Genomic DNA, 14,014 nt, shown 5'->3' with positions numbered 1-14,014 from the left:
ACAGGCACCCGCGCTTGTCCGCTGCTATGCCGGCATTGTCACACCTCGGCTGAACTAGCTTCACCTGAGCCCGCTGACGACCCCGCGACCTGAGACAGAGCAGATGTCAGCACACGAGAATTCAATTCTCCGGATACTACGGCCTGGATCAACACATCATTCGCTTCGCGCGCCTTTTGTTTCCCCCGCATGATAAGTAGCCAAGTGCAGGGAATTAATAGGAGTACTTCAAGTGAACTCTTAGCTGCGGCGACGCTCATAAGTATCGATGCGCTGAAGCCGACATTCACCCGAAGGTCGGCCTCGGCAGTTGTGCGGTCGTACGTTCCGTAGGGGTCTACGTTTTGCGCCTGTAGACGAATGGCAAGTTGATCGAGTTCGTCGCCAAACCTCCCCATCATCGATTGAATGGCCGCCTCTCTTCCTCCGGTGCGGCGGATGTAAATGGCTAGATCAATTAGGGCCGAGCGTGAGGCGCGGCTACCCCATTCCGGCCTCCGGACGGAGATGAAGGTTTCGTTTGGTAGAACGAGTGAATGTAATTCTGCGACTCCGCGGCTCGTTTCTGGCGTCTCCGTCCAACTCAACATGCGGGGGTCGTCGAGTCGGCCCGCCAAGGGGTGTCCTAGAATTTTCTGGTATATAGTCCACCGCCATTCGGAAAAATTCAACCATTGAACGATAGAGCGCGCGCGAATTTCAAGTAGGCAACCGATCATGTATGCGGCGAAGCTGGCGGCTGCAAGTGTGGCTGTTGTGCCGACTGCGACGTTAAGCTGGTGTGCGCTCTCCCATATTCCCTGAGCGTCATTTTTCTTGGGAATATACTCGGAGAATCCGATCCAAAGGGTGATCAACCAAATGTACCCGGCGGCTAATGGAGCGCGGATTTCCCGGATTCCTGGCAGCAGGTTCGCAAGCATGCTGTTAGTTTGCATCGGAGTGCAGCCACTCGGGCGGTTTTTAGGAAGGTGGGGTGTCGGAGCGGCTTTGGGTGGGAGTCTCCCCACGCCACGGGGACCGGCACCCGCGCATGTAGCCCCTCCATCCCGGAGCCGGAGGTCCCCCGCCGGAGGAATTTTTCTGACGTGAGCCGAATGCGCCGTCCAAGCCCGTGGGTCTTCTTCATCAGCTCAGAGCCGAGAGAACGCGCGGCCGGCGGCCGGCCTGGAGCGGGGCGCAGACAAGAGCGTAGGTCCGGGCGACGGGCCGCACGCGCCGCGCTCTGCGCGGCGGTTGCCTTGATCGTGCAGGAAGGGGTTGACCGCGGGCCATGTCGGGCCTCGGCTGACCTGGTCGTTCCACTCAGGAGCCAGTTGAACGGCCCCCTCTTCATCCCCGCGCCGTGCGCGGGCACAGAAACTCTTACCGCGTGGAGGAACGCCTGGCCTCAGTGTCGGACTCAGGTGAGCCGATGTAGGGAATGGTGCGTGACTCGTGGAGGCCGTGAGCCATCTGGAGTTGCATGGACGGGTGAATGTCGAGCTTGTCGAGGTCCGCAGGAGCGATCCAGCGGGCCGCTTTGGATTCGGAGCTCGTGCGCAGGGGGCCACCACGATGCGGGCGCGGAAGGAGACTTTTGTCTGCTGCGGGTGCAGCGAGGGCTGGACTGATGGCTTGCGGTGGAGTGGCCGTTCAGCCGGTTCGATGTGGAGTTGGCCCGCGTCTGGCCCGGACCATGGACTCGGCTGATTGACCACTCCGGCCGACTGCAAGATGTCGAGGCCGGCGTGTTCAGCCGAACAGGATGCTTCCGGCTGGGCGAAGGGAGTTGTCGGCCCATCAGTAGGTGGGGTCATGCCGGCCTTGAGCGCCTGACGCGGCCGTCCGTGGTTGTTCACAGACAGCCGTCTGATGCCGCGGTGTGTGACTGCCTGTTTGCCTCCCTGGCAGGCTGGGTCACATCTTGGTGAATTAAGAACTTACCTGCGCTGGCTGGCAACTGCAGGCTACGGTTTGGGTGTTGTCGCGCCGACCAAGAGCGTGGCCGATCCCATTGGGGGATTCTCGTGAGCATCAACGTCGACCCGCTGCGACTGTCCCAGCCGCAGGACTCCAGTACCTACCTCGCTATTAAGACTCCTCAGGGGGGCCGCACCGTCTACAGCGTGCGTGTCCCTCTCCTGGACCTCCCGACTATCCTTCCTGTCCCCGACCCGAACAACGTCGACAAGGACAACCGTAAGGTTGACCGCCTCCACGCCAAGCACTTCGGCGAGTACCTCCACATCAAGCAGGACTGGGTCGCCCCCGCCCTCTTAGCCCGGGACGGCGGCGGTTGCACCTTCGAGAAGGTGGACGAGCACGGTGCCGTTGGATACCTGACTGTCCCGTGGGCGATCGGCGGCATCTCCTCCCTGCGGACCATCGATGGCCAGCACCGTGTGCTCGGCGTCGCCATCGAAAAGCAGCGCATCACCGACGCCATCTCTGCCGTCGACCGTGAGATGGCCCGCAAAGTCAGCGTGGAGAAGGCCGCGAAGCTCGAAGTCGAGCGCGAGAAGCTCATCGGCCAAATGAACCGCTTGAAGGTCGAGTACGTCGGCCTGGATATCTACGTCGAGCCGGACCCGATCAAGGCTCAGCAGATGTTCGTGGATGTCGCCGACAACGCCAAGGGCATCAGCAGCGCCGTCCGAGCTCGTTTCGACAGCTACAAGGTCGCAAACCGCACCTTGTCCGACGTCATCGACCACCCTCTACTGAAGGGCCGGGTCGACGCCGAGCAGGACCGCATGACACTAAAGAATCCCAACTTCATGGGGGCCAAGCATGTCGCCGACATCACACGCGCCGTCATCGCCGGCGCCGGCGGTCGGATCAGCAAAAAGGCTGAGGAGACTCTCACCGACGGCGAAGTGATCGAGCAGGTCAAGGACTTCCTCGACGTCATCTCCAACGCCTTCACCGACCTCGCCGCCCTCACCGAGGACGATCCCGAGGAGGAGTGTCAGGCCGGGGAGCTCACCATGGCCCAGGAGGTGCGCCGTACCTCCCTCCTCGGCTCTGTGGGCATGCTCCGCGTCCTCGGTGGCGTTTTCCGCGAGCTGCGAGCGGGCGACAACCCGGTCGAGCTCGATGACATCACCGCCTTCTTCAAACGTCTCGACCCGCACATGGCCGCGCCGGTCGCCGAGACCAGCGTCTGGCGCACCACCGCGGCGAATGACGACTTCGAGCCGAACGCCGCTGCGCCGATCATGCGGACTCAAAACATCGTCCACCTTGTCGGCGTCATCACCAACTGGTACAAGAAGACCCCCGCCGCCCTGTAATGGCGACTGCGTGATTCCGAGCCTCACCCCGCGAGCTGAAGAAGAAGCAGCCGAGGACGGCGCCCCAGGTTCCCCATAGCGTCGACGACGCTCCTCTTCCTCACCCGGTGGCTCCCCAAATGGCTCCCCGGACCCCACCCCCACCCCACCCCCACACCCCCTGACCTGCACCTTCCCCCACCCCCCTGCCCCGCCCAGTTTTACGTGCTGTTTAATTGCGAGAAGTTCGCAATTGCAGTTGATCGTGAAATACGTGAGCAAGAAGTACGTGAGTAGAGGTGTGGGCATGACGGCCCGGTCCATACGGGGAGTGGCCGCCACGGCCATGGCAGGGGTTCTCGCGGCCGGTGCGGCGGCCTGTTCGGCGCCCGGCAGTGGGGGTGAGGGGGCCGGGGGCGGTAAGGAATCGCTCGTCGTCGGGCTTGCCAACGAGCCCGAGACGCTCAGCCCGCTCCTCGGCTACGGCAAGGACGGGAACTCCAAGATCTTCGACGGGCTGCTCCGGCGCGACGCCGCGATGAAGCTCCAGCCCGCCCTCGCGGCCGAGCTGCCGAAGGTCGCCGACGACGGGCGCACGTACACCTACAAGCTCCGGCAGGGCGTGAAGTTCAGCGACGGCAAGCCCTTCTCCGCCAAGGACGTGGTCTTCACCTACCGGACCATCCTCGACGAGAAGACCAACAACGCCGCCAAGGGCGAGCTCGACGCCATCGACAAGGTCACCGCCGAGGGCGACGACACCGTCGTCTTCGCGCTCAAGTACCCCTACGCGGCCTTCGCCGAGCGCACCGTCCTGCCCATCGCCCCCGAGCACGCGGCCAAGGGCCAGGACGTCAACACCGGCTCGTTCAACACCGCGCCCATCGGCACCGGCCCCTACGTGCTCACCGGCTGGAGCAAGGGCGAGAAGCTGACCTTCAAGGCCAACCCCACCTACTGGCGCGGCGAGCCCAAGGTCAAGAAGCTCACCATGGCGATCATCAAGGACGACGACGTCCGGGCGACCCGGCTGCGCTCCGGCGACCTCGACGGCGCCATCCTGCCGCCCAACCTCGCCAAGGGCTTCAAGGGCGACAAGGGCAAGCTCACCATCACCGCCAAGACCACCGACTTCCGCGGCGTGACCCTGCCCACCGCCAACAAGGTCACCGGCGACCTGGCCGTACGCCGCGCCCTCGACCTGGCCGTCGACCGCAAGGCCATGGTCGACAAGTTGCTCGAGGGCGCCGGCCGGGCCGGTCACGGGCCCGTGCCCACCGACAGCGAGTGGTTCGCGAAGGGCACCGAGCGCCCGCACGACCTGGACAAGGCCCGCAAGCTGCTGGACGAGGCGGGCTGGAAGCCCGGCGGCGACGGCATCCGGGAGAAGGACGGACAGCGCGCCGCCTTCACCCTCTGGTTCCCCGCCGGTGACAAGCTGCGCGAGGAGCACGCCCTCGCCTTCGCCTCCGACGCCAAGAAGGCCGGCATCGAGGTCAAGGTGCAGAGCGGCACCTGGGAGGTCATCGAGCCGCGCATGAAGGACGACGCGGTCCTCGCCGGCGGCGGCAACCCCGCCGACCCCGACTTCGACCTCTACAACCTGCTGCACTCCTCCCTCGCCCTCGACGGCTTCAACAACATGGCCGCCTACCGCAACCCCGACGTCGACAAGGCCCTGGAAGAGGGCCGGCGCAGCGGCGACAAGGCCGCCCGCAAGGCGGCGTACGACGCCGTCCAGCGCGGCCTCGCCGACAACCCCGGCTACACCTTCCTCACCCACGTCGACCACCTGTACGTCATGAACGACTCCTGGCAGGAGCTCACCACCCAGGTCGAGCCCCACGACCACGGCCTGGGCGCCGGGCCGTGGTGGAACGTCGAGGACTGGCAGCCGAAGAAGTGACGACCAGGTCCCCCGGCATCCCCTGGGGGCCGATGGCCCGCATGGCGGGACGGCGGCTGCTGGCCGCCGTCCCCCTGCTCGCCGTCGTGACCTTCGGGGTCTTCGCCATCGCCGCCGCCTCGCCGTTCGACCCCGCCAAGGCGTACGCCGGTTCCGCCGGGCTCAGCGCCGGCCGGGGCGTCCTCGACCAGCTGCGCGAGAACCTCGGCGCCGACCGCCCCTTCGTCGCCCGCTGGTGGGACTGGATCACCGCCGCGCTGACCGGCGACCTCGGCGACTCCACCTCACTGCGCCAGCCCGTCGCCCAGGTCATCGGCGAACGCATCGGCTGGTCCGTGCTGCTGTGCGGCGTCGCCTTCGTGCTGGCCGTGACCGTGGGCACCGCGCTCGGCGTCCTCGCCGCCCGGCGCCGCGGCGGCCTTCTCGACCGGATCGTCACCCCGCTGGCGTACACGCTCGAAGCGGCACCGCCCTTCTGGCTGGGACTGCTCGCGATCTGGTTCTTCGCCGTCCACCTCGGCACCCTCCCGGCCGGCGGCCTCACCGACACCGGCACCGACGTCGCCACCGCCGGACAGGTCACCTCCCACCTGGTGCTGCCCGCCGCGGTGCTCGCCGCCACCCAGCTGCCGTGGTTCGTGCTGTACGTACGCCAGGGGGTCGGCGACGCCCTGGAGGAGGACCCCGTGCGCGGCGCCCGCGCCCGTGGCCTGCGCGAGCGGAACGTACTGCTCGGCCACGCCCTGCGGTCCGGACTGCTGCCCGTCCTCACCCTCATCGGCTCGCGCGTGCCCGAACTGATCACGGGCGCGCTGCTCGTGGAGACCGTCTTCAGCTGGCCCGGCATCGCCTCCGCGACCGTCCAGGCCGCCACCAGCGTCGACTTCCCCCTGCTGGCCGCGCTCACCGTCCTCGCCACGGCCGCCGTGCTGCTCGGCAACCTGCTCTCCGACCTGCTGTACGGACTGGCCGACCCCCGGGTGAGCTTCGATGGCTGACCTCACCTGGCGCGCAGCGGCGGCGCACGGCTCCCGCACCCGCGCTCTGCGGGTGCGCACCTCGGCGCTCGTCGTCGTGGCCGTCGTCCTGACCGTGCTCGTCGTCCCCCTCGCCGTACCCCTGGACGAGCAGGCCGTCGACCTCGGCGCCAAGCTGCTGCCCCCCAGCCCCGCTCACCCCTTCGGCACCGACGAAGTGGGCCGCGACCTGCTGCTGCGCTGCGTCTACGGGCTGCGCGTCTCCCTCCTCGTCGGCGTCGTCGCCGCCCTCGCCGCGACCGTCATCGGCACCGCGGCCGGAGCACTGGCCGGCGCCCTCGGCGGCTGGGTGGACCGTGCCGTGATGCGGATCGTCGACCTCTTCTCCTCCGTTCCGCACCTGCTGCTCGGCATCTTCGTCGTGGCGATGTTCCGGCCGGGGATCTGGCCGGTGGTCGCCTCCGTCGCCCTCACGCACTGGCTGTCGACTGCCCGCATCGTCCGCGCCGAGCTGCTGTCGCTGCGCACCCGGCCCTACACCGACGCGGCCGTCTCCGGCGGCTCCTCCCGGTGGCGCGTCACGGTGCGCCATCTGCTGCCGGGCGTGCTGCCGCGGGCCGCGCTCGCGGCCGTACTGATGATCCCGCACGCCATCTGGCACGAGTCCGCCCTGTCGTTCCTGGGGCTGGGCCTGCCCACGCACGAGGCGAGCCTCGGCAACATGGTCAACAGCGCCCGCGGCTCGCTCCTCGCCGGCGACTGGTGGCCGACGCTCTTCCCGGGCCTGTTCATCATCGTCCCCACCCTGGCCGTGGCGGGCCTGGCCGGCGCCTGGCGCGAACGGCTCGACCCCCGGCGCCGATCGGAGCTGACGCTGTGAGAACGCGCCTGCGCGCCCGGACGGACGGCGCCACCACGGCCCCGGCCGTCCCCGGGACCGGCCCCCTGCCTGCCGCGGGCGAGACCGTGCTGTCCGTCGCCGACCTGTCCGTACGGTTCCGCATGCGCGGCGGGCGGTACGTCGCCGCCGTCACCGGCGCCACATTCGAACTGCGGGCCGGCGAATGCCTCGCCCTCGTCGGCGAGAGCGGCTGCGGCAAGTCCGTACTCGCCTCCGCGCTGCTCGGGCTCCTGCCCGGCAACGCCGAGACCGCCGGGGCCGCGCTCCTCGGCGGCCCCGACGGCCTCGACCTGCTCACCGCCGACGAGCGCACCATCGCCCGCACTGTACGAGGCCGCCGCATCGGCCTCGTACCGCAGAGCCCCGCCGGACACCTCACCCCCGTGCGCACCGTCCGCTCGCAGCTGAGGGAGACCGTGCGCGAGCTGACCCGCGCCCGTGGGACCGCCCTGGACGAGGCCGTCGAGGCCGCCGCCGAGCGTGCCGCGTTCCCCGCCGACCACCTCGACCGCTATCCGCACCAGCTCTCCGGCGGCCTCGCCCAGCGCGCGGCCACCGCGCTCGCGCTGGTCGGCGACGCGCCGCTGCTGCTCGCCGACGAGCCCACCACCGGCCTGGACCGTGAGCTCGTGGACCGTACGGCCGACGAACTGCGCCGCCACGCCGACGCCGGCCGCGCCCTGCTGATGATCACCCACGACCTCGCGGCGGCCGAGCGGATCGCCGACCGCGTCGCCGTGATGTACGCGGGCCGCATCGTCGAGTTCGCCCGCGCCGCCGACTTCTTCGGCGGCCCCGGGCCCCGGCACCCCTACGCACGCGGCCTCCTCGACGCCCTGCCCGAGCGCGGCTTCACCCCCATCCCGGGCATGCCACCCGAGCTCGGCGCCCTGCCCGACGGCTGCGCCTTCGCCGCCCGCTGCGACCGGGCGGCGGCCGCCTGTTCGGCCGTACCGGCGCTCACCGGCGGGGTCGCCTGCCACCACCCGCACCCGGCAGCCGGGGAGACCCACCGTGCTTGAGCTGCGTGACATCACCGCCGGCTACGACCCGCGCGATCCGGTCGTCCGCGAAGTGTCCCTGACCGTCGCCGACGGCGAGGCCGTCGGCCTCCTCGGCCCCAGCGGCTGCGGCAAGTCCACCCTGGCCCGCGTCGCCGCCCTCCTGCACCGGCCGGAGGCCGGGACCGTCGTCATCGACGGCGAACCGGCCCGGGGCTGGCGCCACCGCGCGCCCCGCGAACAGCGCACCGCCTTCGGCGTCGTCTTCCAGCAGCCCCGCCAGTCCGCCGACCCCCGGCTGCGGCTGCACGACCTGATCGCGGAGCCGCTGCGCGCAGCGGGCCGCCGGGCCGAAGCCCCGCAGCGCGTGGGGGAGCTGGCCGCCGCCGTCGGACTGTCGCAGGAGCTGCTGGCCCGGCGCCCGCACGCGGTCAGCGACGGCCAGCTGCAGCGCGCCTGCCTGGCGCGGGCCCTCGTCCTGCGGCCGCGCTGGCTGATCTGCGACGAGATGACCGCCATGCTCGACGCGTCCACGACCGCCGCCCTGGTCGCGGCCGTCGAGGCCTACCGGCGCGACAGCGGCGCGGGCCTCCTCGCCGTCGGCCACGACGCGGCACTGCTGGACCGCTGGTGCGACCGCACGGTGCGCTGGACGGAACTGTCCCCGCAGGCCACGGCTAGCGGTGCCGCACCAGCGGAAACGGCAGCGTCTCCCGGATCGACAGCCCCGTAAGGAACATCACCAGCCGGTCCACGCCGACCCCCAGCCCGCCCGTCGGCGGCATCGCGTACTCCAGGGCCCGCAGGAAGTCCTCGTCCAGCTCCATCGCCTCCGGGTCGCCGCCGGCCGCCAGCAGCGACTGCGCCGTCAGACGGCGGCGCTGCTCGACGGGGTCGATCAGCTCGGAGTACGCCGTGCCGAGCTCCGTACCGAACGCCACGAGGTCCCAGCGCTCGGCGAGCCGGGCGTCGGACCGGTGCGGGCGGGTCAGGGGCGAGACGTCCGTGGGGAAGTCCTTGTAGAACACCGGCAGAGTCGTCCGCTCCTCGACCAGGCGCTCGTACATCTCCAGCACGATGTCCCCGCGCCCGTCCTGCGGCCGGTGCGGCACGCCCGCCGCGTCGCAGTGCACGCGCAACGCCTCCACGGTGGTGTCCGCGCCGATCTCCTGCCCCAGCACCTCGGAGATCGCGCCGTAGACGGTCTTCACCGGCCACAGGCCGGAGATGTCGTGCTCGACGCGCTTGCCGTCGTCGTCCGTGCGCACCGCGATCGCCGAGCCGTGCGCCGCGACGGCCGCCTGCTGGATCAGCTCACGGGTCAGCTCGAGCATCACCTCGTAGTCGGCGAACGCCTGATACGCCTCCAGCATCGTGAACTCGGGGTTGTGCTTGTACGACACGCCCTCGTTGCGGAACGTGCGGCCCAGTTCGAAGACCTTCTCCATGCCGCCGACGCACAGCCGCTTCAGATACAGCTCCGGCGCGATCCGCAGGTACAGGTCGAGGTCGTAGGCGTTGATGTGGGTGGTGAAGGGCCGGGCGTTCGCGCCGCCGTGGATCTGCTGGAGCATCGGGGTCTCGACCTCCAGGAAGCCCCGGTCGAGCAGGCCCTGCCGCAGCGCCTGGACGGCCGCGCTGCGCGCCCGTACGGTCCGCCGGGCCTCCGGGGACACGGCCAGGTCCACGTAACGCATGCGGACCCGGGCTTCCGGATCGCTCAGACCGCGCCGCTTGTCGGGCAGGGGGCGCAGGCACTTGGCGGTCATACGGGCGCGGGTGACGAAGACGGTCGGCTCGCCGCGGTCGGTGGTGCCCGGCTCGCCCTCGGCCTCGATGTGGTCGCCGAGGTCGATGTGGGTGGTGAACCGCCGCAGCAGCTCCTCGCCGGAGCCGTCGCGGGTGAAGGCCAGCTGCAGGTCGCCCGACCAGTCGCGCAGCACGGCGAAGGCCACTCCGCCGTGGTTGCGGATGAGCAGGACCCGGCCGGCCACGGTGACCCGTTCCCCGGTACGGGACGAGGGCGGCAGCCCGCCGACGGCCGTGCGCACCGCGGCGAGGGTGTGCGTGCGCCGGGCGTCGACGGGGTACGGGTCGACGCCCGCGGCACGCAGCCGCTCCAGCTTTTGCCGCCGCACCCGCACCTGCTCCGGCAGGCCCGCGAGCTCGTCGGATTCCGCGGCGCCCGGGCCGGCGCCGGCGGGTGTGAAGCCGAGCTCGGAGAGCGAGGGCAGGCCCGCCGTCGAGGCCGGGCGGGCCGCGCCCCTGGCCCGCCCGCGGCTCCACAGCTTGCCCAGGCTGGGCACGGCGACGAAGCCCTCCGCGATACCGGCGGCCAGCCCGATCCGGGCCAGCGCCCCCGCGTCGGCGTAGCACAGGAAGCGGGGGTGCCACTCGGGGTTGTACTTCACGTTCGAGCGGTAGAGGGCCTCCAGCTGCCACCACTTGGAGAAGAACAGCAGCAGCTTGCGCCACAGCCGCAGCACCGGCCCCGCACCGATGCGCGCACCCTCCTCGAACGCCGACCGGAAGACGGCGAAGTTCAGCGAGATGCGCTTGACCCCGAACCGGCCGGCCTGTGCGCACAGCTGGGCGACCATGAACTCCATGACGCCGTTGGGCGCCGCCCGGTCGCGCCGCATCACGTCCAGCGAGACCCCGTCGGAGCCCCACGGCACGAACGACAGCAGCGCGATCATCGTGCCGTCCCTGTCGAAGGCCTCGACCAGCAGACAGTCGCCGTCGGCGGGGTCGCCCAGCCGGCCCAGGGCCATGGAGAAGCCGCGCTCGGTCTCGGTGTCGCGCCAGGCGTCGGCGCGCCCGATGACCTCGCCCATCTCCTCGTCGGAGAGCGACGCGTGACGCCGCACCCGTACGGTCGCGCCCGTCCGCTCGACCCGGTTGACGGCCTGGCGGGTCACGCGCATCTCGCGGCCCTCCAGGTCGAACGAGGCGACCTGGAGGATCGCCTCGTCACCGAGCTGCAGCGCACTCAGCCCCGAGCGGGCGTACGCCTTGGCGCCCTCCTCGCTGGCCCCCATCACGGCGGGCTGCCATCCGTAGCGGCCGGCGACCTCCAGCCAGGCGTCGACGGCCGGTGTCCAGGCCTCCGGGTCGCCCAGCGGATCGCCGGAGGCCAGGCAGACGCCCGCCTCGACGCGGTAGGTGACGGCGGCCTTGCCGCTGGGGGAGAAGACGACCGCCTTGTCGCGACGGGTCGCGAAGTAGCCGAGCGAGTCCCGGCCGCCGTAGCGGCCGAGGAGGGCGCGGATGCGCGGCTCCTCGTCGTCGTGCAGGGCGGCTTCGAGGCGCTGGGAGCGGAAGAGCGTCATGGCGGCGTTGAGCAGGGCCAGCGCGCCGAAGAGGCCGAGGAGGAAGTAGACCCAGTGCGGGGGGTAGCCGACGAAGAGCCGGCTGCTCACCAGGCCTCCGCACACCTTGTTGGCCACGAACAGCAGCCGGTTGCCGCCGCCGCGCTCCAGGGTGCCCGGGAACAACGACACCAGGGCCCACCCCAGCAGGATGGCGACGCCCAGACTCGCGGCGAGGACGAGCAGGGCGCGCAGAAAGGCGCCGCGCCGGGACGCGGCGTAGAACTCGCGCCGGGCCAGGATCAGCAGCGCCATCGCCGCGACGCACAGGACGAGCGAGGGGATCGTGTCCCAGTAGCCCACCGCCATGAGCACCGCGTCCGTGAACAGCAGCAGCGCGAGATAGCCGAGGACGAACCAGAGCGTGACCCGCTTGCGTGCGGCCGTCGCGGCGGCGAGCAGCAGCAGGAAGACGGCGTAGGCGAGGTTCGGGGCCGTGGGGACCGTCAGCAGGTCCAGCGCGTCGGTCAGCGGCCGGGCCGCACGCCGCAGCGGCGGGATGAGCGAGGTGAGCGTGCAGAAGACGCCGAGCAGTCCGAAGAAGAGGGCGAACCCGTCGGGAACGCGGTGCAGGAAACGGCGCCAGGCGCTCTCCCGCCCGGCCGCCTCCGGGCCGGCCTCCTGTGCCCTCGTCTCCTGTGCCGTGGCGGGACCGCGCTCCCGGACTGTGCGGCTCATTCCGTCAGCCTAGGCACGGGACCGGCCGTACGCCCGTCGAGCGCGGTCGTGCACGACGGCCGGGTGGCGGCTCTTCCGGCCACCCCCGTCTGCTCCTGGCTGCCGTGCCCGCTTGCGGTGTCTCACGGTTTTTCATGGCTTGTCATGTTTTTTCGCGTATGAATCGCTGATTTTCCACCCAGATGGAGTATGTCTGTCGCACCGGTTGTGAGGGTGCGATGGGCGACACTGACGAACATCCGCCGCTCCGCCGAGGAGGTACACCATGGCTGTTTCGATTTCGGTGGTCCTGTTGCTTCTGATCCTGGCGGTGGTGTTCATGCGCAGCGGAGGGCTGCGCACGTCACACGCGGCTGTCTGCGTCATGCTCGGCTTCCTGCTCGCGAGCACGAGCATCGCGCCGACCATCTCCCACGGGCTCTACGCCACCGCCCATTTCGTCAGCGGGGTACGGCCCTGACCGGGCCGCCCCCTCGCCCGTCACCGGCCGGTCAGCGGCCGATCTCGACGTCCTCCAGGATGCCGAGCGCGTCCGGCACCAGCACCGCCGCCGAGTAGTAGGCGCTCACCAGATAGGACGAGACCGCCTGCTCGTTGATGCCCATGAAGCGCACGTTGAGGCTGGGCTGGTACTCGTCGGGGATGCCGGTCTGGTGGAGCCCGATGACGCCCTGGTTGTCCTCGCCGGTCCGCATCGCCATGATCGAGCTCGTCCCCGTGTCGCTGATGGGGATCTTGTTGCAGGGCAGCAGGGGCACGCCTCGCCAGGAGCGCACACTGGTGCCCATGACGTCGATGTTCTTCGGGTACAGGCCCCGGCTGTTGCACTCGCGCCCGAACGCGGCGATGGTGCGCGGATGGGCCAGCAGGAACTGGGTCTTGCGGCGCCGGGAGAGCAGCTCGTCGAGGTCGTCGGGGGTGGGCGGGCCGCTGCGGGTGTGAATGCGCTGGCCGAGGTCGGCGTTGTGGAGCAGGCCGAACTCGCGGTTGTTCACCATCTCGTGCTCCTGGCGCTCGCGCAGGGCCTCGACGGTGAGCCGCAGCTGTTGCTCGACCTGGTTCATCGGCTCGTTGTAGAGGTCGGCGACCCTGGTGTGCACGCGCAGCACCGTCTGGGCGACGCTCAGCTCGTACTCGCGCGGCTTGAGCTCGTAGTCGACGAAGGTGCCGGGAAGCGCGGGCTCGCCGATGTGTCCGGAGGTCACCGCGATGTCGGCCTCGCCGCGGTTGTTCGCCGGCCGCGTGGGGCGGGACGCGAAGCCCGCCACATGGGCGCGCAGTGATTCGGAGCGGTCCGTCAGTTCCTGGAAGGCCTGCAGGGGCATGGCCAGGATCGTGCAGCGCGTCACAGCGCGGACGGTGAAGTTCCATGTGGCGTCGGGCTCCAGCGGCACCCGTTCGCCGAAGTAGTCGCCGTCCGCCAGGGTGCCGAGCGCGGTCTCGTCCCCGTATTTGCCGGTGCCCGTCTTGGCGAGCTTGCCGTGGGCGATCAGATAGATGTGGTCGGCGGGCCGGCCGGCCTCCACGATCGTGTCACCGGGGGCGTACTCCCGCTGGACGAAGGCGTCCGCGAGCGCCTCCAGGGCCTCGCCGTCCTCGAAGTCCCGCAGCAGCGGCAGTTCACCCAGCTCGGGCGGGATGACCCGGACCTCCGTGCCGGTCGAGACGAACTCCACACGGCCGTCCCCGACGGTGTAGGTCAGACGCCGGTTGACCCGGTAGGTGCCTGCGGACACCTGCACCCAGGGCAGGATGCGCAGCAGCCAGCGCGAGGAGATCCCGCGCATCTGGGGTACGGACTTGGTGGTCGTCGCGAGCTGGCGTGCCGCGTCGGTGGCCAGGCTCAGCTGTGCCTGCGTCGGCTGCTCGGAGCGCTCCGGCTCGGCTGACGTGGTCATTAGTGGTGATCACCCATCTGTGAGAAGC

At 70.1% G+C, this 14,014-nt stretch carries 10 protein-coding genes; 7 read left to right on the top strand and 3 right to left on the bottom strand.

What is annotated here, in order from left to right:
• Positions 1 to 38 precede the first annotated feature (38 nt).
• The gene (locus AB0G59_RS25015) at positions 39 to 923 is read right to left on the bottom strand and encodes a hypothetical protein (protein ID WP_360915653.1); all 885 of its coding nucleotides are present in this window, start codon (positions 921 to 923) and stop codon (positions 39 to 41) included.
• 1,086 nt (positions 924 to 2,009) lie between these two features.
• Between AB0G59_RS25015 and AB0G59_RS25010 the strand changes: the two genes are divergently transcribed.
• From AB0G59_RS25010 to AB0G59_RS24985, 6 genes are all read left to right on the top strand, one after another.
• Positions 2,010 to 3,275: a DNA sulfur modification protein DndB gene (locus tag AB0G59_RS25010; protein WP_360915650.1), complete on the top strand. Its 1,266-nt coding sequence runs from the start codon at positions 2,010 to 2,012 to the stop codon at positions 3,273 to 3,275.
• Positions 3,276 to 3,561: 286 nt separating this feature from the next.
• Entirely contained in the window at positions 3,562 to 5,160 is a 1,599-nt protein-coding gene (locus AB0G59_RS25005; protein ID WP_360915647.1) for an ABC transporter substrate-binding protein, read from the top strand.
• Positions 5,161 to 5,192: 32 nt separating this feature from the next.
• Complete coding sequence (locus AB0G59_RS25000) at positions 5,193 to 6,158, top strand: ABC transporter permease (RefSeq protein WP_360915762.1); 966 nt, start codon at positions 5,193 to 5,195, stop codon at positions 6,156 to 6,158.
• A complete protein-coding gene (locus tag AB0G59_RS24995) occupies positions 6,151 to 7,017 on the top strand; it encodes an ABC transporter permease (protein WP_360915644.1) in 867 nt (288 codons plus the stop codon). Before AB0G59_RS25000 ends, AB0G59_RS24995 begins: the two co-directional genes overlap by 8 nt.
• A 122-nt stretch (positions 7,018 to 7,139) precedes the next feature.
• Entirely contained in the window at positions 7,140 to 8,060 is a 921-nt protein-coding gene (locus AB0G59_RS24990; protein ID WP_360915759.1) for an ABC transporter ATP-binding protein, read from the top strand.
• Positions 8,053 to 8,772 carry an ATP-binding cassette domain-containing protein gene (locus AB0G59_RS24985; RefSeq protein WP_360915641.1) on the top strand — a complete coding sequence of 240 codons (720 nt, stop codon included), beginning with the start codon at positions 8,053 to 8,055 and terminating at the stop codon, positions 8,770 to 8,772. The genes AB0G59_RS24990 and AB0G59_RS24985 overlap by 8 nt, the downstream gene beginning before the upstream one ends.
• Here AB0G59_RS24985 and lysX read toward each other — a convergent pair.
• Positions 8,717 to 12,088, bottom strand: a complete 3,372-nt coding sequence (gene lysX / locus AB0G59_RS24980; RefSeq protein ID WP_360915638.1) for a bifunctional lysylphosphatidylglycerol synthetase/lysine--tRNA ligase LysX — start codon at positions 12,086 to 12,088, stop codon at positions 8,717 to 8,719. The genes AB0G59_RS24985 and lysX overlap by 56 nt on opposite strands.
• A gap of 265 nt (positions 12,089 to 12,353) precedes the next feature.
• Here lysX and AB0G59_RS24975 point away from each other — a divergent pair, with 265 nt between their 5' ends.
• Complete coding sequence (locus tag AB0G59_RS24975; protein ID WP_360915636.1) at positions 12,354 to 12,548, top strand: hypothetical protein; 195 nt, start codon at positions 12,354 to 12,356, stop codon at positions 12,546 to 12,548.
• 31 nt (positions 12,549 to 12,579) lie between these two features.
• Here the strand turns inward: AB0G59_RS24975 and AB0G59_RS24970 are convergent, their stop codons facing one another.
• Complete coding sequence (locus AB0G59_RS24970) at positions 12,580 to 13,986, bottom strand: family 2B encapsulin nanocompartment shell protein (protein WP_360915633.1); 1,407 nt, start codon at positions 13,984 to 13,986, stop codon at positions 12,580 to 12,582.
• Positions 13,987 to 14,014 lie beyond the last annotated feature (28 nt).

The sequence above is a fragment of the Streptomyces sp. NPDC021096 genome, from assembly GCF_040641275.1.
Classification (GTDB): Bacteria; Actinomycetota; Actinomycetes; order Streptomycetales; family Streptomycetaceae; genus Streptomyces.
This window is presented reverse-complemented; position numbering and strand designations above follow the sequence as displayed.